The sequence below is a fragment of the Pseudomonas sp. WC2401 genome (assembly GCF_041200115.1).
Classification (GTDB): Bacteria; Pseudomonadota; Gammaproteobacteria; order Pseudomonadales; family Pseudomonadaceae; genus Aquipseudomonas; species Aquipseudomonas fragi.
In genome coordinates, this window is the sequence record NZ_CP165623.1 from 1,979,351 (window position 1) to 1,999,007 (window position 19,657).

The window sequence follows — 19,657 nt, forward strand, 5'->3', positions numbered from 1 at the left end:
CGATAGCATCGACGCGTGCTTACTCAAGAGCCGCAGCGTTTGCATCGCGAGCAAGCCCGCTCCCACAGGTATTTTGCGTGGGTTTAGAAATCCCAGCGCGTGGTCACCATCACATTGCGCGGGTCGCCGTAGTACGACGAGTTATAGAAACCGATATTGGTGTAGTACGACTTGTCGAACACGTTGTTCAGGTTGACCGTGGCCGACAGGTTTTTCGAGATCTGATAGCGCGCCATCAGATCAACCAGCCAGTACGGGTCCTGGGAGAATTTTTCCACGGTGCCGCCCTTGTTCCAGTTGGTCAGCATCTGCCAGCCGGTGCTCTGCCAGCGCACGCCACCGCCCAGGGTCAGTTTGTCCAGATCACCGGTCAGCTTGTAGCTGGTGTAGAGGTTGATCTGGTCTTCCGGCTCCCAGGTCGAAACCTTGGTGCCGCCCTGGTCACGGCTGACCTTGTGGGTGTAGCCCGCCTGCAATTGCCAGCCCGGCATCAGCTCACCGGAAATTTCCGCCTCGTAACCCTTGGTCGTGGCCTTGATACCTTTGTAGGCGTAGTCGATTTCCGGGTTGGTTGGATTGCCGTTGTAGGCCATGTCCGCTTCAGGGCGGTTGTCCTGATGCACTTCGAAGTACGCCAGGCTTGAGTTCAGACGACCGTCATAGAACTCGCCTTTCAGGCCCAGCTCATAGTTGGTGCCTTCGTCCGGTTCAAGCATCTTGTTGTTACGATCGCGGTAATACGTCTGCGGCAAAAAGATCTGCGTGTAGCTGGTATAGGCCGAGATATTGGGGGTGATGTCGTAGATCAGGGCGGCGTAGGGCAGCACTTTGCCGGTGTCCTTGGCCTGGCTGGTGCCGGTCACGTTGTAGTCGGCCACTCGGGTGCCCAGCATCAGCTTCAGGTCATCGGTCAGGCTGAAACGACCGGTCATGTAGGTGCCGACCTGGCGCGTGGTTTCATCGTTGTAGGAGGTGACATTGCGCCAGTCCGGCTCCAGCGCTTCACCTTTCCAGTTGTAGTAGTCGTAGGCGTTGTTGACCATGTCGGCGTTGGTGTAGTCCTTGCCGGTCCAGTGCGACCTGGAGATCGAGCCGCCAACGACCAGTTCGTGTTCGCGCCCCAACAGGCTGAAAGGCCCGGTGGCAAACAGGTCGCCGCTGTCGCTGACGTATTCGCCGGTGTACTTGCGCGCCAGGATCGGCGCCAGGCCGGTGGTCACGTTCGGGTCGAGGAGTGCGCCCAGTGGAGCGTTATAGCCGTTGATCTGGTGGTTGTACTGGCCTTTGACTACCCAGCCATTGTCGAAGTTGTGCTCCAGGGTCGAAAACACGGTGCGCGTGTACTGCTTCCAGCTGCTCCATTTGGTGCCGTTGTTGAACGAGCGCGGAGTGCTGATGCGCTCACCGGCGGAGTTGAACAGCGAGGCGCTGCCCGACCAGCTTGAGCCTGTGGGGTTGTTATCCTGGTAGTCGGCACCCAGGGTGAGCAGGGTGTCGGGCGTCAGGTCCACTTCAAGGATGCCGTAATAGACCTCGCTGTCGCGCTTGTAATGGTCCATGAACGAATGCTTGTCCTGATAGGCCGCCACGGCCCGGCCACGCACGTTGCCACTTTCGGTTAATGGTCCGCTGACATCGATTTCGGAGCGGTAGTTCTCCCAGGAGCCTGCGCCCACATCGATATGGGCCTTGAATTCACGGGTCGGCTTTTTGCGCACCATGTTGATGGTGCCGCCCGGGCCGCCTGCGCCGGTGAGCAATCCGGTTGCTCCCTTGAGGATCTCGACTCGGTCGTAAATCGCCGTGTCGGTCAGGGTGTGGCCGGCCGAGTACTGCGGGTCCTGCAGGATGGGGATGCCGTCGTACTGGAAGTTCTTGATCGCAAAGCCGCGCGAGTAATAGCTGGTGCGGTCACTGTCGTAGGTGGCCACGGTGATGCCGGGGGTATGGCGCATCACATCGTCAATGGAGTTCATGCCGAAATCGTCCATCGCCTGGCGGGTCACCACGGAGATGGACTGCGGGGTTTCCTTGGGCGTCAGCACCATACGTGTTGCGGTGGCGATGGAGCCTGGGGTGTAGGACCCGCTACCTTCGGTGATCGTCCCCAGTTGGTTGGCGCTGACCTGGGTGGCGCCCAATTCCAGGGCGCCGCCTGCTGCCGGCAGCGCGTCCAGCCTGTAGCCGTTAGCGCTTTTGACCACCGTGTAACCGCTGCCGCGCAACAAGGCGTCGAATCCGCCTTGTTCGTTGTAGGCACCATGCAGGCCGGGAGTCGACAAACCCTCCAGGTTGCTCGACTGGAAAATGATGGCTACGCCAGCCTGTTGTGCGAAGCGGTTGAGTGCGCTGCTCAACGGGCCTGCCGGGATATCGTAGGTCTGCACGGCCGCTGTTTGCGCCTGGGCGGTAGCGGCGCAGGCCACGCCAGCCGCTGAAGCAACGATCAAGTGAATCGCCAGCGTGAGCGGTTTGTAGGAGGTCAGCATGGAAGACGTAGTCCTTTATGAGTCGTTGTTACCTACCTTGACGGTTGACTCGAAAAAAGCGGAACGAATGGGAATTATTATTTTTTGGCTGGTTGCAGCTGACTGATGACGATCAGCCACGGTGTGTACGTGTTGATCTGCAGGGGTAGGGTGTCAGCGATCAGTTGCAGCGCCCGGTCGGTGTCGTCCAGGGGCAGCACGGCCGAGACGCGCAAGTGGGCCAGGGCAGTGCGATCAAACTGCAGGTGGCCGCGTCGATGGCGGGAAATTTCATCAAGAACTTCAGGCAATGGCTGGTTCTCAACCACCAGTTGATGACGCTCCCAGGCCTGGTTGATGCTGGCCGGTGAGACGCTGCCAGCGAGTTCCACCGAGTCGCGGTGGATCAATGCCCGCGAGCCTGCAGCCACTTCTAGGGTTTGCTGCTCGTTGGCGCTTTGCGCCGCGACACGGGATTGCAGCATGCTCAAGACCGTCGTGTCGCCCTGGCGCTTGACCACGAAACGGGTGCCCAGGGCGCGCATACTGCCTTGCGCGGTTTGCACAAAGAAAGGTCTGGTGCTGTCGTGGGCAACTTCAACCAGCACTTCGCCCTGGAGCAATTCGATGCGGCGTTCCTGAGCGTCAAAATGCACGTTAAGTGCGCTGGTACCGCTGAGGGTGATGGTCGAGTTGTCGGCCAGGCGCTGCGTTTTCCAGTCGTTGGGGCCGGTACTGATATCGGCCATCCATTGCGCGGGGTAATGGCTTTTGAGAAGCAGGGTAACCGGCAGGGCCAGACAGCCTGCAATCAGCAGTGCGCGCAGGGCCTGTTTGCGTCGGGTTACGGCTTTACGCCCGGCGAATGCGGCGTTGAGCGCCGCTTTGGCCGGCACCGATTGCTGGCGCAAGGCCTGCAGGCGATTGATGACATCCTGCATGCGCAGGGCGGCGGCGGCGTGTTGCGGGCTTTGTTGCTTCCAGCGCTCGAACTCCAGGCGCAAGCCCTCGCTGAAGCCTTCTTCGTGCAGGCGAAGGATCCATTCAGCGGCTTGTTCGTCTATTGATTCGGGCTGTTCGGGCATGCGGGCTCAGGTGTTCAGGCTATGGCTGCAATGCAGCAGGGCCTGGATCAGGTACTTGCGCACGGTGCGGTCAGACAGGCCCAGTTGCCGGGCGATTTCGCACTGGGTCAGGCCGTCCAGGTAATACAGCACAAAGGCCTGGCGTGCCTTTTCCTGCATGCCTTCGAGAATAAAGGCGATCTGCTCCAGGGCTTCCAGGGTGGTGAGAATCTGCTCCGGCGACTGAAAACCTTCGAGGGCTTCGGCGGTCAGGGCCAGTTCTTGCAGATAAGCGTTTTCTATCTGTTTGCGGCGCACCTGATCGATGATGAGCCTGCGTGCTGTAGTGCTCAAAAAGGCCCGGGGCTCGCGCAGGGTGGCGACCGACTCGCGGGCATTGAGGATTCGGGCGAAGGTGTCCTGGGCCAGATCGGCGGCATTGTGCGCGCAACCGAGTTTTCTGCGCAGCCAGCCAAATAGCCAGCCATGATGCTCGCAGTACAGTTCAGTAATAGCGCTCTGGTAGGACGGTTCACCCGAAGCCATAGGACTTTGCCTAAACGTTATTGAGAATAATTACCAATTCTCAACGAAAGTCCGGGGTAAACGCAAGGCGGGCGATGAAATGCTACGGTCACTTGCAACTGTAGGAGCGGGCTTGCTCGCGATGGGGCGCATCGGTGTGGCAGGTACACCGCGTTGTATCCATCGCGAGCAAGCCCGCTCCCACAGGGTTTGGAGGCGGTCGTTTTAGTTCTTCGCGATCAAATTGCCGGCATGCAGGCCGCATTCTTTTTGCGTGGCTTCTTCCCACCACCAGCGGCCTTCGCGCTCGTGCTGGTTGGGCAGTACCGGGCGGGTGCAGGGCTCGCAGCCGATGCTGATAAAGCCGCGTTCATGCAGGCTGTTGTAAGGCAGCTCCAGCATGCGGATATAGCCCCACACTTCCTCGCTGGTCATCTGTGCCAGCGGGTTGAACTTGTACAGCGTGCGCTCGGGTGTGGAGAACGCGCCGTCGATTTCCACAGCGGCTACTTGGCTGCGGGTGCCGGGGCTCTGGTCGCGGCGCTGGCCGGTGGCCCAGGCCTTGACCGTCGACAGCTTGCGTCGCAACGGTTCGATCTTGCGGATGCCGCAGCATTCGCCGTGGCCGTCCTTGTAGAAGCTGAACAGGCCTTTTTCCTTGACGAACGGTTCGAGCTTGCTTTGATCCGGCGAGATCAGTTCGATCTGGATCTTGTAGTGCTCGCGTACCTGTTCGATAAACCGGTAGGTCTCGGGGTGCAGGCGGCCGGTGTCGAGGCTGAACACCTTGACGTTCTTGTTGAGCTTCCAGGCCATGTCCACCAGCACCACATCTTCGGCGCCGCTGAAGGAGATCCAGAGTTCGTCGCCAAAGTGTTCAAAGGCGAGTTTGAGTATGTCTTGCGGGGACTTGCTGGCGTATGTCGCGGCGAGTTCAGCGACGTCAAACGGATGGCTCATCAGGCGGCTTCCTGCAGTGAATGGCGCTGGGCGCTCTCTAGTCTCGTGATCTTAGCAAAAAGCGCGGGCTACAGGGTTTGCAGCGTATCGAGCAGTACCTTCACTTTGGTGATCGATTCCTGGTATTCGTCCTGCCAGTCGGAGTCGGCCACAATGCCGCCACCGCCCCAGCAACTGACGCGCCCGTCCTTGACCAGCAGGCTGCGGATGGCGATGGAACTGTCCATTTCGCCGCGAACGTCGAGGTACAGCAACGAGCCGCAGTAGAGGCTGCGGCGTGTGGGTTCCAGTTCGTCGATGATCTGCATGGCGCGGATCTTGGGAGCCCCGGTAATCGAGCCGCCGGGAAAGCTGTCGCCAATCAGGTCCAGGGCGTCCTTGCCGTCAGCCAGTTCGCCGACAACGCTGCTTACCAGGTGATGAACGTTGGGGTAGCTTTCGAGGGTGAACAGTTGCGGTACGCGCACCGAGCCGGTGCGGCAGGTGCGGCCCAGGTCATTGCGCAACAAGTCGACGATCATCAGGTTCTCTGCGCGATCCTTGGCGCTGGCCAGCAGTTCGGCGGCGTTGGCTGCGTCTTCGGCGCTGTTCTTGCCCCGTGGCCGGGTGCCTTTAATCGGCCGGGTTTCTACCTGATGGTGGCTGACCCGAACAAAGCGCTCGGGGGACAGGCTCAAAATGGCGTTGTCGTCCGCCAGGCTCATAAACCCGGAAAAAGGCGTCGGGCAGGCCTGGCGCAGGGCGCAATAGGCGGTCCAGGCATCACCTTCGCACTGCGCGCTAAAGCGCTGGGTGTAGTTGACCTGATAACAGTCGCCCGCCTGGATGTAGTCGTGGATCTTGCTCAAAGCCTGTTGGTACTGGCTGGAGCTGATATCCGGCTGCATCGGCTGCTTGAGGGAGAACGGCCCATTGAGCTGCGGTGCGGGCTGGCTAAACAGCTGGATCAGGCGATCGCGTTGCGCGGGTTCAAGGCTTGGGTGAAACACCAGTTGGCTGGTGGCTGCCTGGTGGTCCGTGATCAGTGCCCAGGCATACAGACCCAGTCGCGCATCCGGCAGGTGCAGGTCATCCAGGGCGTGGGCTGGTAGCTGTTCGAGTTGTCGGCCAAAGTCATAACTCAGGTAGCCGATCAGGCCGCCCGCGAAGGGTAATTCGTAAGCGTCGGGCAGGGCGGCGTTGCTCAGTTGCTTGAGGCTGTTACGCAGGCGCTGCAGAAAATCGCGCCCCGACTCGTCTGGTTGCAAGGTCAGTTCTGCCTCAGGCCAGGCACTCAGCAGGTCGTAGCGGCCACGGTCTGCGGTGGGGCGACCACTGTCGAGCAGCACGGCGCCGGGTGCATGGCGAATGGCCGCAAAATAGTCGGCAGGGTTGGCGAGGTAAGGCAGCGGGTGTACGGAGCAGGTCAACATGCGCAGCAAATCAGCCATCGGAGCGGGGGGCTGATTGTAGTCCTGTGCAGGACGGCAACGCTAATCCCGTAGCAGCTGCCGAAGGCTGCGTTCGATTGCGAAGCGATCGTAAAACCTGAGATCAGGGTTTAACTGATACGCCGCAGTCGCTGATTTTGCGACGACTGCGTCGTCGGACGCAGCCTTCGGCAGCTGCTACGGTTTTTGTATCACTCTTTCGGGTGAATATGCCCAAAAAGCTCCTGGGCAAAGCGCACGCGCTCTTCCGGGGTTTCGGTGATGCCTTTGGCGGCCAGTTCTTCAAGGTGTGCTTCGACTGCGTGGGTGCGCAGGGTCAGGCCGCAATCGTTGGCAATCTGGATATTCAGCCCCGGACGGGCGTTGAGTTCCAGGATCAGCGGGCCCTTGTCCTGGTCGAGGACCATGTCCACGCCGATATAGCCCAGGCCGCACAACTCGTAGCAACCGGCCGCCAGCTTCATGAAACCGTCCCAGTTGGGCAGTTGCACGCCGTCCACCGCATTGGTGGTGTCGGGGTGTTTGCTGATGATGTTGTTCAGCCAGGTGCCGCGCAGGGTCAAGCCGGTGGCCAGGTCGACGCCAACACCGATGGCACCCTGGTGCAGGTTGGCCTTGCCGCCCGATTGACGGGTCGGCAAGCGCAGCATGGCCATTACCGGGTAGCCCATCAGCACGATAATGCGGATATCCGGCACACCTTCGTAGCTGATGCTTTTGAAGATCTGGTCCGGGGTAACCCGGTACTCGATCAGCGCGCGGTCACGGTGGCCGCCCAGGGAATACAGGCCGGTGAGGATGCTGGAAATCTGATGCTCGATCTCTTCGTGGCTGATGATCTTGCCCGAGACCGTGCGAAACCGGTCTTCGAAGCGATCCGCAATCACCAGGATGCCGTCACCGCCCGCACCTTGCGCGGGCTTGATCACGAAGTCGCTGCGACCACCGATGATTTCATCGAGCTTGTCGATTTCCTTTTCGGTGGAAATCACCCCGTACATTTCCGGCACATGAATGCCGGCCTTGATCGCGCGTTCCTTGGTGATGATCTTGTCATCCACAATCGGATACAGGCTGCGTTTGTTGTACTTGAGTACGTAGTCCGCATTGCGCCGATTGATGCCCATGATGCCCCTGGCTTCCAGGGCCTTCCAGGTCTTCCAGAAGCCAAACATCAGGAATCAGCCTTCAGGAACGCTTTGAAACGTACCAGCTCGGTCAGGCGATAGCCGCGATAGCGACCCATTGCCAGCATGAAGCCGACCATGATCAGCAGGACTGCCGGGAAGGTGAATACGAAGTACACCAGCTCCGGCACGCTCATCACCAGATACGCCAGGGTAGCGGCGAACAGGGTGCCGATCGCGACTTTCATGGCATGCCCGCCACCGCGCTCTTCCCAGGTGATCGACAGGCGTTCGATGGTCATGGTCAGAATCACCATCGGGAACAAGGCCACGGACAAACCGCGCTCCAGGCCCAGTTTATGGCTGAACAGACTGATGGCCGCGATCAGGATGACCACAAAGGTCAGCACCACAGACAGGCGCGGCAGCATCTGCAGCTTCAAGTGTTCAAGGTAGGAACGTAGCGTCAGCCCCAGTGCGGTAATCACCGTAAACAGGATGATGCCAAAGCCCAGCTGGGTCTCGCGGAACGCCAGGGCAATCAGAACCGGGGTGAATGTACCCAGGGTCTGCAGGCCGATCAGGTTGCGCAGGATCAGGATCACCAGCACGCCGATCGGGATCATGACCATGATCATGAAGGTTTGCTGGGTCTGCAGCGGCAAGCCGTACAGCGAGTATTCAAGGAAGTTGGCGTCAGTGTTTTCGTCAGTCAGCTTGGCCAGGCGAATGGCGTTCATTTCGCTGTTGTTCAGGCTGAAAGTAACGTTGGCTTTTTTACCGCCATCCACCGTGACCATTGGCTCGTCGCCGATCCACCACAACAGGCGGTCAGACGGCAGGCCCTGTTCGCCGGTTTCCGGGTTGAAGTACAGCCAGTCGTTGCCGTTGAAGCTGCGCAGCCACAGCTCCGGGGTTTGGGGTTGTTCGGCCACCAGGCGGATGGTGTGGACTTTTTCCATCGGCACGTGGGCAATCGACAGCAGTAGCTCGATGACTTGTGCTTTGTGCGCGGTCGACGGATCGCCGGCCAGCAGTAGCTTCACATTGTCATCGTTGGCGTTGCTAACGCGCTTGATGGTCTCGCTGATAAAGGTCTCAACGTCGGCCGAATGCTGGCGGATAGGCGCGAGCAAGGCTTCGGCAGCGATTTTTTCCGGGCCTTCGACGGCGATGCTGTCACGGAAAACCGGGCCCTTGACCTTGGTCTTTTCACCCGAATAGCGCTTGGTCAGCACCAGGCGGTAGTAGAGGGTTTGTTTGCCACTGACCCGGCGTGCCGACCAGGTGACCTTGCGGTTACCGTCGACCCGATTGACGCTCACCCCGTAGTTATTGGAGATAAAGCTCTCGTTCAAACTGACGTAGTCGCGGTTGAGCGGTGGCACGAACATCTGGATCTTGACCGGATCCTTGGAGCTGGCGACGAATTCGACCTTGGCGTCGATATTCCACAAGTCGTCCGTGGCATCTTCGGTTACCGGAATGCCGAGAACGAAAATCTGGTAGGCAGTAATCGAAATACCGAGCACCACCAGGATGGTGATCAGGATTTTCAGGTGAAGGGTAAGCGCGCGCATTTCAATTACTCTGCGGTTTGAGCGTTGGCGACACAGGCAGGTTTGCCAGCAGCGTATTTAAGACTTGGATCAACCAGCGCATCAAAGCGTTTCAGCGCTTCGGAGCCGATCAACAGCGGGTATTGGAACGCACTTCTATCGGTCAAGTTCACTTCGATGGTGCGTAAAGCCTTGCCCATGCAGATTTCCAGGGAAATGACCGGGCGTGAGGTGTAGTTCTTGTCAGCCTGCGGGTCGTAGTCACCCGAGCGACGCTTGATCTTGCTGACACGGGCCAGCGGGCGTTCGATGGGGTGGGAGTGGGCATCATCGATGGCCAGGTAAAAGCGCACCCAGCTCTCGCCATCACGCTTGAAACGCTTGATATCGCGGGCGCTGAGCGAGGCGGTCTTGGCGCCGGTGTCGAGTTTGGCCGCTACCTGCAAGTCAATGCCTGCCAGTTCTGCGTATTCATTAAGGCCATACACGGTTTTTTCGCCAGCCAGGCTCAGGCCGGGTACGCAAAGCAGGCAGGCGAGGATAGAGAGGGGGAAACATTTCATAAATCGAAGCACGTCTCTTGCAATCTTCAGATCAAGGCGACTGGCAGGAGCGCAAGTTTCCTCGTGCGGCTGCCCTATGGATGAGGGCAGGGCGGATGCGGTCGGCATTCTAACATGATGGTTTTATGGCGCCAGCGCCGAGGCGCTCCACCTGGGCCAGCAAGGCTGTCGATACAACCAAGGTCGTATTAGACGATTGTCGACAATATCTATTTATTCTTTGACTCTGCACCTGTAAATAGCTAGTTTTGGCGCTATTGATTTTCAAGGTGTCGACAATATGCTGCAAGCACTGGAACCCGCCACTATCCCCCAGGATGACTCGGAAACCCTTTCCGAGAACGTCTTCCGGCGTATTCAGGCGGCCATTGTCAAAGGCGAAATCGCCCCGGGCAGCAAGATCTCCGAGCCCGAACTGGCGCGCACTTACGGCATCAGCCGCGGGCCGCTGCGTGAAGCCATTCACCGTCTTGAAGGCCAGCGTTTGCTGGTGCGCGTGCCTCATGTGGGCGCGCGGGTCGTGTCGTTGAGCCATGCCGAGCTGATTGAACTCTACGAAATTCGCGAGTCCCTGGAAGGCATGGCCTGTCGCCTGGCCGCCGAGCGCATGAGTGATGAAGACATTGCTGAGTTGCGCCGGGTACTCGAAACCCATGAGCGCGACGAGGCGTTTCAGGCGGGCGTTGGCTACTACCAACAGGAGGGCGACTTCGATTTTCATTACAAGATTATTCAGGGCAGCGGTAACCGCACCCTGACGCAGATGCTCTGTGGCGAGCTGTACCAGTTGGTGCGCATGTACCGCATCCAATTCTCTGCCACGCCCAATCGCCCGCACCAGGCGTTTGCCGAGCACCACCGCATTCTCGATGCCATTGCCGACCGCGACGGCGAACTGGCCGAGTTGTTGATGCGCCGACATATCGGCGCTTCGAAACGCAATATTGCGCGTCATTACCAAGACAGCGCCCAGCAGACAGCCACTCCACGAGGTGAGTCATGAGCAATAAGAACAGTCCAGGCCAGCGTTTCCGTGATGCAGTTGCAAGCGAGCACCCTTTGCAAGTGGTGGGCGCGATCAACGCCAACCACGCGCTGCTGGCCCAGCGTGCGGGTTTCAAGGCCATCTACCTGTCGGGTGGCGGCGTTGCAGCCGGGTCGCTGGGCGTGCCGGATCTGGGTATTACCGGTCTGGACGATGTACTGACTGATGTACGACGCATTACCGATGTATGTGATCTGCCGCTGCTGGTGGACGTGGACACTGGCTTCGGCTCCTCGTTTTTCAACGTGTCGCGCACCGTCAAGTCGATGATCAAGTTCGGCGCTGCAGCGATTCACATTGAGGATCAGGTCGGCGCCAAGCGTTGCGGCCATCGCCCGAACAAGGAAATCGTTTCGCTGCAGGAAATGGTCGACCGCATCAAGGCCGCCGTCGATGCGCGCACCGATGACAGTTTCGTGATCATGGCGCGTACCGATGCGCTGGCGGTAGAAGGTCTGGAGTCGGCCCTGGAGCGTGCAGCGGCTTGCGTTGAAGCCGGTGCGGACATGGTCTTCCCGGAAGCCATTACTGAGCTTGAGATGTACAAACTGTTCGCCAACCGGGTGAAAGCGCCGATCCTGGCCAACATCACCGAGTTTGGTGCCACGCCGCTCTACACCACCGAGCAACTGGCCGGTGCTGACGTATCGCTGGTGCTGTACCCGCTGTCGGCGTTCCGCGCAATGAACAAGGCGGCTGAAAACGTGTACACCGCCATCCGCCGCGACGGTACCCAGCAAAACGTGATCGACACCATGCAAACCCGCATGGAGCTTTACGATGCCATCAACTACCACGAGTTCGAGCAGAAACTCGATGCGTTGTTTGCCGCGAAGAAGTAACAGAACACTGTGAATCTGTGGGAGCGGGCTTGCCCGCGATAGGGTCACCACAGTGATTCAGGCAAACCGTGTTGCCTGAATCGCGAGCAAGCCCGCTCCCACCTGTACATTGAATCAAGTAGTTGCCGAATCCCTAACAAATTCAAGATTGGAGAAGCGCAATGGCCGAAGCAAAAGTATTGAGTGGTGCCGGTTTACGCGGCCAGGTGGCCGGGCAAACGGCCCTGTCCACCGTAGGCCAGGAAGGCGCGGGCCTCACTTATCGTGGTTATGACGTACGTGAACTGGCGGCCGAAGCCCGCTTCGAAGAAGTGGCTTACCTGCTGCTGTATGGCGAACTGCCGACTAAAACCGAGCTGGCTGCCTACACGGCCAAGCTGCAAAAGCTGCGCGATCTGCCCCAGGCATTGAAAGAAGTGCTGGAGCGCATCCCCGCCGACGCCCACCCGATGGACGTGATGCGCACCGGTTGCTCGTTCCTGGGCAACCTTGAGCCGGAGAAAGACTTCTCAGAGCAACAGGACAAGACCGACCGCCTGCTGGCCGCTTTCCCGGCAATCATGTGCTACTGGTATCGCTTCAGCCATGACGGCAAGCGCATCAATTGCGTAACCGACGAAGAGTCGATCGGCGGCCACTTCCTGCACTTGCTGCACGACAAAAAACCGAGCGAGTTGCACGTCAAGGTGATGAACGTGTCGCTGATCCTCTATGCCGAGCACGAGTTCAACGCTTCGACCTTTACTGCCCGTGTTTGTGCCTCGACCTTGTCCGATCTGTATTCGTGCATCACCGCGGCCATCGGCTCGCTGCGCGGTCCGCTGCATGGCGGCGCCAACGAAGCGGCGATGGAAATGATCGAACGCTTCGGCTCGGCAGAAGAAGCAGTGCAGGGCACCCTCGGCATGCTGGCGCGCAAGGACAAGATCATGGGCTTTGGCCACGCGATCTACAAAGACAGCGACCCGCGTAACGAGGTGATCAAGGGCTGGTCGAAAAAACTTGCCGACGAAGTGGGCGACACCGTGCTGTTTCCGGTTTCCGAAGCCATCGACAAGACCATGTGGGAACAAAAGAAGCTGTTCCCCAACGCCGATTTCTACCATGCCTCGGCGTATCACTTCATGGGCATCCCGACCAAGCTGTTCACCCCGATCTTTGTCTGCTCGCGCCTGACCGGCTGGGCTGCACACGTGTTCGAGCAGCGGGCCAACAACCGCATCATCCGTCCGAGCGCCGAGTACATCGGCGTAGAACAGCGCAAGTTCGTGCCAATCGAACGTCGCTGAGTGAGCAGGCCCAGAGCCGATTAAAAGGTGGGAGCGGGCTGGCCCGCGATGGCATCAACGCGGTCTGCCAGAACGACCGCAGCGCTTGCATCGCGAGCAAGCCCGCTCCCACATGAGTTCCTGGCCTGTTTGCCCTTTTGTACCTACCGTGATCGAGTCCTGCGCCAATGAATACTGAATTTCGCAAAACACTACCGGGCACCCGGCTGGATTATTTCGACACCCGTGCGGCGGTCGATGCGATCAAGCCCGGTGCGTATGACACGCTGCCTTATACCTCCCGCGTACTGGCCGAAAACCTGGTCCGGCGCTGTGATCCGGCCACCCTGAAGGCATCGCTGAGCCAGTTGATCGAGCGCAAGCGCGATCTCGACTTTCCATGGTTCCCGGCGCGTGTGGTGTGCCACGATATTCTCGGCCAGACCGCACTGGTCGACCTCGCCGGCCTGCGTGACGCCATCGCCCAGCAAGGCGGAGACCCGGCCCAGGTCAACCCGGTGGTGCCGACCCAACTGATCGTCGACCACTCGCTGGCGGTGGAATGCGGCGGTTATGACCCCGAGGCGTTTGAAAAGAACCGCGCCATCGAAGACCGTCGTAACGAAGACCGCTTCCACTTTATCGAGTGGACCAAAAAAGCCTTCAAGAACGTCGATGTGATCCCGCCAGGCAACGGCATCATGCACCAGATCAACCTGGAGAAAATGTCCCCGGTGATCCAGGTGCGCGACGGCGTGGCCTTTCCCGATACCTGCGTGGGTACAGACAGCCATACCCCCCACGTCGATTCCCTGGGGGTGATCGCCATTGGCGTCGGCGGCCTTGAAGCCGAAAGCGTCATGCTGGGCCGGGCCTCGTGGATGCGCCTGCCGGAAATCGTCGGCGTCGAGCTGACCGGCAAGCTGCAACCGGGCATTACCGCCACCGATATGGTGCTGGCGCTCACCGAGTTCCTGCGCAAGCAGAAAGTGGTCGGTGCCTGGTTGGAGTTCTTCGGCGAAGGCGCTGCGGCGCTGACCCTGGGCGACCGTGCCACCATCTCCAACATGGCCCCGGAATACGGCGCCACGGCTGCGATGTTCTATATCGACCAGCAAACCATCGACTACCTCAAGCTCACCGGTCGCGAAGACCAGCAAGTGCAACTGGTGGAGAACTACGCCAGGGTCAGCGGCCTGTGGGGCGACAGCCTCAAGGGCGCGCAATACGAGCGCAGCCTGAGTTTTGACCTGTCATCGGTGGTGCGCAACATGGCCGGGCCGAGCAACCCGCATGCGCGCGTGGCCACCACTGATCTGGCGGCCAAGGGCATCGCCGGTCAATGGGACGAAGTGCCGGGGCAAATGCCCGACGGCGCGGTCATCATCGCCGCCATCACCAGTTGCACCAATACCAGTAACCCGCGCAACGTGATCGCCGCGGGCTTGATGGCGCGCAATGCCAACAAGCTGGGCCTGAGCCGCAAACCGTGGGTCAAAACCTCGCTGGCGCCGGGCTCCAAAACCGTGGCCCTGTATCTGGATGAAGCCGGTTTGACCCATGAACTGGAGAAGCTGGGCTTTGGCGTCGTGGCATTTGCCTGCACCACCTGCAACGGCATGTCTGGCGCGCTGGACCCGGCGATCCAGCAGGAAATCATCGACCGCGACCTGTACGCCACGGCCGTACTGTCGGGCAACCGTAACTTCGACGGGCGAATTCATCCTTACGCCAAGCAGGCATTTCTCGCCTCGCCGCCGCTGGTGGTGGCCTACGCGATTGCCGGCACCATCCGCTTCGATATTGAGAAAGATGTATTGGGCCTGGACGCCAACGGCAAGGAAATCCGCCTGAAAGACATCTGGCCGAGCGATGAAGAAATCGACGCCGTGGTCAAGGCTGCGGTCAAGCCCGAGCAGTTTCGCCAGGTCTACATCCCGATGTTCGCCATCCATGAAGACACCGGCCCGAAAGTCGAGCCGCTGTATGACTGGCGCCCGCAAAGTACCTACATCCGCCGTCCGCCGTATTGGGAAGGGGCACTGGCCGGGGCTCGTCCACTCAAGGGCATGCGCCCGTTGGCAGTGCTGCCGGACAACATCACCACGGACCACTTGTCACCATCCAACGCCATCATGCTCGACAGCGCCGCAGGCGAGTATCTGGCCAAAATGGGCTTGCCGGAAGTCGACTTCAACTCTTACGCCACTCACCGTGGTGACCACCTGACGGCCCAGCGCGCGACATTCGCCAACCCGAAGCTGTTCAACGAAATGGTGATCGAGGACGGCAAGGTCAAACAGGGTTCCCTGACTCGCCTTGAGCCGGAAGGCAAGGTGATGCGTATGTGGGAAGCCATCGAAACCTACATGGAGCGCAAGCAGCCGCTGATCATCATCGCCGGTGCGGACTATGGTCAGGGCTCGTCACGGGACTGGGCGGCCAAGGGCGTGCGCCTGGCAGGTGTCGAGGCCATCGCGGCCGAAGGCTTTGAGCGTATTCACCGCACCAACCTGGTCGGCATGGGCGTATTGCCGCTGGAATTCTTGCCGGGTACCAACCGCAAGACCCTGCAGATCGACGGCAGTGAAACCTACGACGTGATCGGCGAGCGCACCCCGCGTGCCACGCTGACCTTGGTGATCACCCGCAAAAATGGCGAGCGTGTTGAAGTGCCGGTGACCTGCCGCCTGGACACCGCCGAAGAAGTCTCGATCTACGAAGCGGGCGGCGTGTTGCAGCGTTTTGCCCAGGACTTCCTGGAATCGGCGACCGCCTAACCCCAGCGCCGGGGCCTGGAGCCCCGGCTACTACAGGACTCAGTGTGATGGCCTACCCAGCGCAAATCAGAATTCCCGCAACGTATATGCGTGGCGGCACTAGCAAAGGGGTGTTTTTCAGCCTGCTGGACTTGCCCGCCGTGGCTCAGGTACCGGGCGCGGCCCGTGATGCCCTGTTGCTGCGCGTGATTGGTAGCCCCGACCCGTACGAAAAACAGATCGACGGCATGGGCGCGGCTACCTCCAGCACCAGCAAAACCGTGATCGTCAGCAAAAGCCTGCGCGCGGATCATGATGTCGATTACCTGTTCGGTCAGGTCGCTATCGATAAGCCATTTGTCGACTGGAGCGGCAACTGCGGCAACCTGTCGGCGGCCGTGGGTTCGTTCGCGATCAGCAGCGGTTTGCTGGATGCCGGGCGCATTCCGCAAAACGGCACGGCGGTGGTGCGTATCTGGCAGGCCAATATTGGCAAGACCATCATTGCCCATGTGCCGATCACCGAGGGTGAGGTGCAGGAAACCGGTGATTTCGAGCTCGATGGCGTGACCTTCCCGGCGGCCGAAGTGCAACTGGAGTTTCTTGACCCGGCGGCGGATGAAGAGGGTGCAGGCGGTTCGATGTTCCCCACCGGCAACCTGGTCGATGACCTTGAGGTGCCGGGCGTCGGTACCTTGAACGTGACCCTGATCAATGCCGGGATCCCGACGATTTTCGTCAATGCCCGGGATATCGGTTATAGCGGTGCAGAGCTGCAAAACGACATTAATAGCGACCCGAAAGCCCTGGCCATGTTCGAAACCATCCGCGCCCACGGTGCGCTGCGCATGGGGCTGATCGACAAGCTGGAAGACGCGGCCAGGCGCCAGCACACACCCAAGGTGGCCTTTGTTGCGCCGCCAGCGGCGTATGTGTCGTCCAGTGGCAAACCGGTCAGTGCCCAGAGCGTGGATTTGCTGGTGCGGGCCTTGTCGATGGGCAAGTTGCACCACGCCATGATGGGCACTGCAGCGGTGGCCATCGGCACGGCTGCAGCGATCCCGGGCACGCTGGTCAATCTGGCCGCGGGTGGCGAATTGCGTAGCGCCGTGCGTTTCGGTCATCCCTCGGGCACCTTGCGCGTGGGGGCCGAGGCCCGTCAGGTGGACGGCCAGTGGACCGTCACCAAGGCCATCATGAGCCGCAGCGCGCGGGTGCTGATGGAAGGCTGGGTGCGGGTGCCGGGGGATTCTTTTTGATCGGGTGAACCCTTTTTCCCTCACCCCAACCCTCTCCCGAAGGGAGAGGGGGCTGTTCTGCGGTGTGACGCAAAACTGTTTTTACCTTTAGTCCCCTCTCCCTCCGGGAGAGGGCTAGGGTGAGGGGCTTTTGATTTTGATCCATCAAGCGGGCATTTCAGACCCGCAAAGTCACGATGAACCTGAGGATGGAACACGACCCTTACCCATACTTTGGAGACTGCCCCATGAGCGCCAACGTCGACCTCAATAACCGCCCCGATTACGACCAGGTTTTGCAGGACATTGCCGATTATGTCCTGACTTACACCATCACCTCCCCCGAAGCCCTCGATACTGCCCGCAACTGCCTGATGGATACCTTGGGCTGTGGCCTCCTGGCGCTGCGATTTCCGGAATGCACCAAGCACCTGGGGCCGATTGTCGAAGGCACGGTGGTGCCGTTTGGTGCCCGGGTGCCGGGCACTTCGTATCGTCTGGATCCGGTCAAGGCCGCATGGGACATCGGCTGCATCGTGCGTTGGCTCGATTACAACGACACCTGGCTGGCCGCAGAGTGGGGCCATCCTTCAGACAATCTGGGCGGCATTCTGGCGGTAGCCGACCATCTGTCGCAAAAGCGCGTAGCCAATGGCGAAGCGCCGTTGACGATGCGGGCGGTGCTCGACGCAATGATCATGGCCCACGAGATTCAGGGCGTGATGGCCCTGGAAAATTCCTTCAACCGTGTCGGCCTTGATCACGTGTTGCTGGTCAAGGTCGCCTCGACGGCGGTGTGCGCCAAGCTGATGGGCGCCAATCGCGAGCAGTTGTTGTCGGCACTGTCCCATGCCTTTGTGGATGGCCAGGCGTTGCGCACCTATCGTCATGCGCCGAACGCCGGGTCACGCAAGTCCTGGGCGGCGGGGGATGCGTCGAGCCGTGGCGTGCGCCTTGCCGATATCGCCTTGCGCGGTGAAATGGGTATTCCCGGGGTGCTGACAGCGCCGCAATGGGGTTTTTATGATGTGCTGTTCAGCCATACCAACAAGGACCTGGCGCTCAAGCCCGAAGGTCAGCGTCAGTTCAGCCTGAGCCAGCCCTACGGCACCTATGTGATGGAGAACGTGCTGTTCAAGATCAGCTTCCCGGCCGAATTCCATGCGCAAACGGCCTGTGAAGCGGCGGTGACCCTGCACCCGCAGGTCAAGGATCGCTTGCACGACATCGAAAAAATCGTGATTACAACCCACGAATCAGCGATTCGGATCATTTCCAAGCAAGGCAAATTGGCCAACGCGGCGGACCGTGATCACTGCATTCAGTACATGACCGCCGTGCCCCTGGCCTTTGGCAATTTGATCGCCGAGCAGTACGAGGACGATTTTCACGCGGCCCATCCGATCATCGACCAACTGCGGGACAAAATGGTAGTGGTCGAAAACCCGCGCTACACCCGCGAATACCTGGAGGCGGACAAGCGCTCGATTGCCAATGCCATCGAGGTGTTTTTCACCGATGGCACCCGCACCGGGCAAGTGGAGGTGGAGTACCCGATTGGCCATCGCCGGCGCCGGGCAGAGGGGATTCCATTGCTGGAGGACAAGTTCAAGGCCAACCTGGCGACCCGTTTTGTGGGCCAGCGCTGTGCGCAGGTATTTGCCCTGTGCAAGGATCAGGCAGCGCTGGAAGCCACGCCGGTTAACCGGTTTGTGGACTTGTTGGTGATTTGAGACGGTGTGGGAGCGGGCTTGCTCGCGATGCAGGCGCTGCGGTCTTGGCGTATGACCGCGTTGATGCGATCGCGGGCAATCCCGCTCCCACAGGCCCTCAGGGCTGTTACTTGAAACGCCGCTCTACGCCTTTTTCCACCAGGATCTTGGCCGAGATTTCTTCAACCGAGAAATGCGTGGAGTTGATATGCGGGATGTTTTCGCGCTGGAACAGGCGTTCAACCTCACGCACTTCAAACTCACACTGGGCAAAGCTGGAGTAGCGGCTGTTGGGCTTGCGTTCGTTGCGAATGGCGGTCAGGCGGTCCGGGTCGATGGTCAAGCCGAACAGCTTGTGTTTGTGCTCACGCAGTGCGGCCGGCAACTTGAGGCTTTCCATGTCGTCATCGGTCAGCGGGTAGTTTGCCGCACGGATGCCGAATTGCATGGCCATGTACAGGCAGGTCGGGGTTTTGCCGCAACGGGACACGCCCACCAGGATCAGGTCGGCCTTGTCGTACTTGTGTGTACGGGCGCCGTCGTCGTTGTCGAGGGCAAAGTTCACCGCCTCGATACGCTCCATATAGTTGGAGTTGTGGCCAATGGAGTGGGACTTGCCCACTGAATAAGAGGAATGTTCGCCCAGAGCCTGCTCCAGCGGAGCAAGAAAGCTGGAGAAGATATCGATCATGAAGCCGTTGGACGTGGCAAGGATCTCGCGAATGTCCTGATTGACGATGGTGTCAAAGATGATCGGGCTGAAACCGTCCTTTTCGGCGGCGTTATCGATTTGTTGCACCATAGCCCGCGCTTTTTCCACGCTGTCTATGTAGGGGCGGGTGAATTTGCTGAAGGTCACATTCTCGAATTGTGCCAGCAAACTCTGGCCCAGGGTTTCGGCTGTAATGCCGGTGCCATCGGATATAAAGAAAGCAGATCGTTTCATTTGCGCCTTGGGCCTTAAGCTGGTGACGATTCTTGGATATGATAGGCGCGCTTTTGTCGCGCTACATGACAGGCAGTGTCACTTATTTTCCAGGTCCAGGCCACAATCGCTGCGATGACTCATGATGAGCATCCAGCGCCCTGAGCTTTTC

General features: G+C 59.7%; 15 protein-coding genes. 6 read left to right on the forward strand and 9 right to left on the reverse strand.

Annotation, left to right across the window (positions count from 1 at the left end; translation table 11 throughout):
* Positions 1-83 precede the first annotated feature (83 nt).
* The 8 genes from AB3G35_RS09060 to AB3G35_RS09095 all read right to left on the reverse strand — a co-directional run bounded on the left by AB3G35_RS09060 (position 84) and on the right by AB3G35_RS09095 (position 9,696).
* Positions 84-2,489: a TonB-dependent siderophore receptor gene (locus tag AB3G35_RS09060; RefSeq protein ID WP_134049514.1), complete on the reverse strand. Its 2,406-nt coding sequence runs from the start codon at positions 2,487-2,489 to the stop codon at positions 84-86.
* Positions 2,490-2,566: 77 nt separating this feature from the next.
* Entirely contained in the window at positions 2,567-3,553 is a 987-nt protein-coding gene (locus tag AB3G35_RS09065; protein WP_340079854.1) for a FecR family protein, read from the reverse strand.
* A gap of 6 nt (positions 3,554-3,559) precedes the next feature.
* Positions 3,560-4,078, reverse strand: coding sequence for a sigma-70 family RNA polymerase sigma factor (locus AB3G35_RS09070; RefSeq protein WP_086796044.1), 519 nt, complete (start codon positions 4,076-4,078; stop codon positions 3,560-3,562).
* A gap of 204 nt (positions 4,079-4,282) precedes the next feature.
* Positions 4,283-5,017 carry a phosphoadenylyl-sulfate reductase gene (locus tag AB3G35_RS09075; RefSeq protein ID WP_016779895.1) on the reverse strand — a complete coding sequence of 245 codons (735 nt, stop codon included), beginning with the start codon at positions 5,015-5,017 and terminating at the stop codon, positions 4,283-4,285.
* A gap of 68 nt (positions 5,018-5,085) precedes the next feature.
* Entirely contained in the window at positions 5,086-6,429 is a 1,344-nt protein-coding gene (gene pabB, locus AB3G35_RS09080; protein ID WP_369782735.1) for an aminodeoxychorismate synthase component I, read from the reverse strand.
* 209 nt (positions 6,430-6,638) lie between these two features.
* Positions 6,639-7,622 (reverse strand): alpha-L-glutamate ligase-like protein, encoded by a 984-nt coding sequence (locus AB3G35_RS09085; RefSeq protein ID WP_086796045.1) that lies wholly within the window; start codon positions 7,620-7,622, stop codon positions 6,639-6,641.
* Positions 7,622-9,154: an inactive transglutaminase family protein gene (locus AB3G35_RS09090; RefSeq protein ID WP_016779898.1), complete on the reverse strand. Its 1,533-nt coding sequence runs from the start codon at positions 9,152-9,154 to the stop codon at positions 7,622-7,624. The genes AB3G35_RS09085 and AB3G35_RS09090 overlap by 1 nt, the downstream gene beginning before the upstream one ends.
* A gap of 5 nt (positions 9,155-9,159) precedes the next feature.
* Positions 9,160-9,696, reverse strand: coding sequence for an ATP-dependent zinc protease (locus AB3G35_RS09095; protein WP_016779899.1), 537 nt, complete (start codon positions 9,694-9,696; stop codon positions 9,160-9,162).
* 280 nt (positions 9,697-9,976) lie between these two features.
* On the opposite strand from AB3G35_RS09095, the gene AB3G35_RS09100 reads away from it, so the two are divergent.
* The 6 genes from AB3G35_RS09100 to prpD all read left to right on the forward strand — a co-directional run bounded on the left by AB3G35_RS09100 (position 9,977) and on the right by prpD (position 18,581).
* On the forward strand, positions 9,977-10,699 hold the full coding sequence (locus tag AB3G35_RS09100; RefSeq protein ID WP_016779900.1) for a GntR family transcriptional regulator: 723 nt from the start codon (positions 9,977-9,979) through the stop codon (positions 10,697-10,699).
* The gene (gene prpB, locus AB3G35_RS09105) at positions 10,696-11,583 is read left to right on the forward strand and encodes a methylisocitrate lyase (RefSeq protein ID WP_016779901.1); all 888 of its coding nucleotides are present in this window, start codon (positions 10,696-10,698) and stop codon (positions 11,581-11,583) included. Before AB3G35_RS09100 ends, prpB begins: the two co-directional genes overlap by 4 nt.
* Positions 11,584-11,744: 161 nt before the next feature.
* The gene (gene prpC, locus AB3G35_RS09110) at positions 11,745-12,872 is read left to right on the forward strand and encodes a 2-methylcitrate synthase (protein ID WP_016779902.1); all 1,128 of its coding nucleotides are present in this window, start codon (positions 11,745-11,747) and stop codon (positions 12,870-12,872) included.
* 167 nt (positions 12,873-13,039) lie between these two features.
* Positions 13,040-15,631 (forward strand): Fe/S-dependent 2-methylisocitrate dehydratase AcnD, encoded by a 2,592-nt coding sequence (gene acnD, locus AB3G35_RS09115; protein ID WP_169869745.1) that lies wholly within the window; start codon positions 13,040-13,042, stop codon positions 15,629-15,631.
* A 47-nt stretch (positions 15,632-15,678) separates the two neighbouring features.
* On the forward strand, positions 15,679-16,869 hold the full coding sequence (gene prpF / locus AB3G35_RS09120) for a 2-methylaconitate cis-trans isomerase PrpF (protein ID WP_134049522.1): 1,191 nt from the start codon (positions 15,679-15,681) through the stop codon (positions 16,867-16,869).
* Between the two features lie 227 nt (positions 16,870-17,096).
* Positions 17,097-18,581: a 2-methylcitrate dehydratase gene (gene prpD, locus AB3G35_RS09125; protein ID WP_106117022.1), complete on the forward strand. Its 1,485-nt coding sequence runs from the start codon at positions 17,097-17,099 to the stop codon at positions 18,579-18,581.
* A 106-nt stretch (positions 18,582-18,687) separates the two neighbouring features.
* Here the strand turns inward: prpD and AB3G35_RS09130 are convergent, their stop codons facing one another.
* On the reverse strand, positions 18,688-19,506 hold the full coding sequence (locus tag AB3G35_RS09130; protein WP_016779906.1) for a pyruvate, water dikinase regulatory protein: 819 nt from the start codon (positions 19,504-19,506) through the stop codon (positions 18,688-18,690).
* Between the last annotated feature and the right edge of the window lie 151 nt (positions 19,507-19,657).

What these genes read in the sequence shown, in the direction of transcription:
- AB3G35_RS09060 (WP_134049514.1), bottom strand. Translation starts at nt 2,489, where the DNA reads ATGCTGACCTCCTACAAACCGCTCACGCTGGCGATTCACTTGATCGTT.
- AB3G35_RS09065 (WP_340079854.1), bottom strand. Translation starts at nt 3,553, where the DNA reads ATGCCCGAACAGCCCGAATCAATAGACGAACAAGCCGCTGAATGGATC.
- AB3G35_RS09070 (WP_086796044.1), bottom strand. Translation starts at nt 4,078, where the DNA reads ATGGCTTCGGGTGAACCGTCCTACCAGAGCGCTATTACTGAACTGTAC.
- AB3G35_RS09075 (WP_016779895.1), bottom strand. Translation starts at nt 5,017, where the DNA reads ATGAGCCATCCGTTTGACGTCGCTGAACTCGCCGCGACATACGCCAGC.
- pabB (WP_369782735.1), bottom strand. Translation starts at nt 6,429, where the DNA reads ATGTTGACCTGCTCCGTACACCCGCTGCCTTACCTCGCCAACCCTGCC.
- AB3G35_RS09085 (WP_086796045.1), bottom strand. Translation starts at nt 7,622, where the DNA reads ATGTTTGGCTTCTGGAAGACCTGGAAGGCCCTGGAAGCCAGGGGCATC.
- AB3G35_RS09090 (WP_016779898.1), bottom strand. Translation starts at nt 9,154, where the DNA reads ATGCGCGCGCTTACCCTTCACCTGAAAATCCTGATCACCATCCTGGTG.
- AB3G35_RS09095 (WP_016779899.1), bottom strand. Translation starts at nt 9,696, where the DNA reads ATGAAATGTTTCCCCCTCTCTATCCTCGCCTGCCTGCTTTGCGTACCC.
- AB3G35_RS09100 (WP_016779900.1), top strand. Translation starts at nt 9,977, where the DNA reads ATGCTGCAAGCACTGGAACCCGCCACTATCCCCCAGGATGACTCGGAA.
- prpB (WP_016779901.1), top strand. Translation starts at nt 10,696, where the DNA reads ATGAGCAATAAGAACAGTCCAGGCCAGCGTTTCCGTGATGCAGTTGCA.
- prpC (WP_016779902.1), top strand. Translation starts at nt 11,745, where the DNA reads ATGGCCGAAGCAAAAGTATTGAGTGGTGCCGGTTTACGCGGCCAGGTG.
- acnD (WP_169869745.1), top strand. Translation starts at nt 13,040, where the DNA reads ATGAATACTGAATTTCGCAAAACACTACCGGGCACCCGGCTGGATTAT.
- prpF (WP_134049522.1), top strand. Translation starts at nt 15,679, where the DNA reads ATGGCCTACCCAGCGCAAATCAGAATTCCCGCAACGTATATGCGTGGC.
- prpD (WP_106117022.1), top strand. Translation starts at nt 17,097, where the DNA reads ATGAGCGCCAACGTCGACCTCAATAACCGCCCCGATTACGACCAGGTT.
- AB3G35_RS09130 (WP_016779906.1), bottom strand. Translation starts at nt 19,506, where the DNA reads ATGAAACGATCTGCTTTCTTTATATCCGATGGCACCGGCATTACAGCC.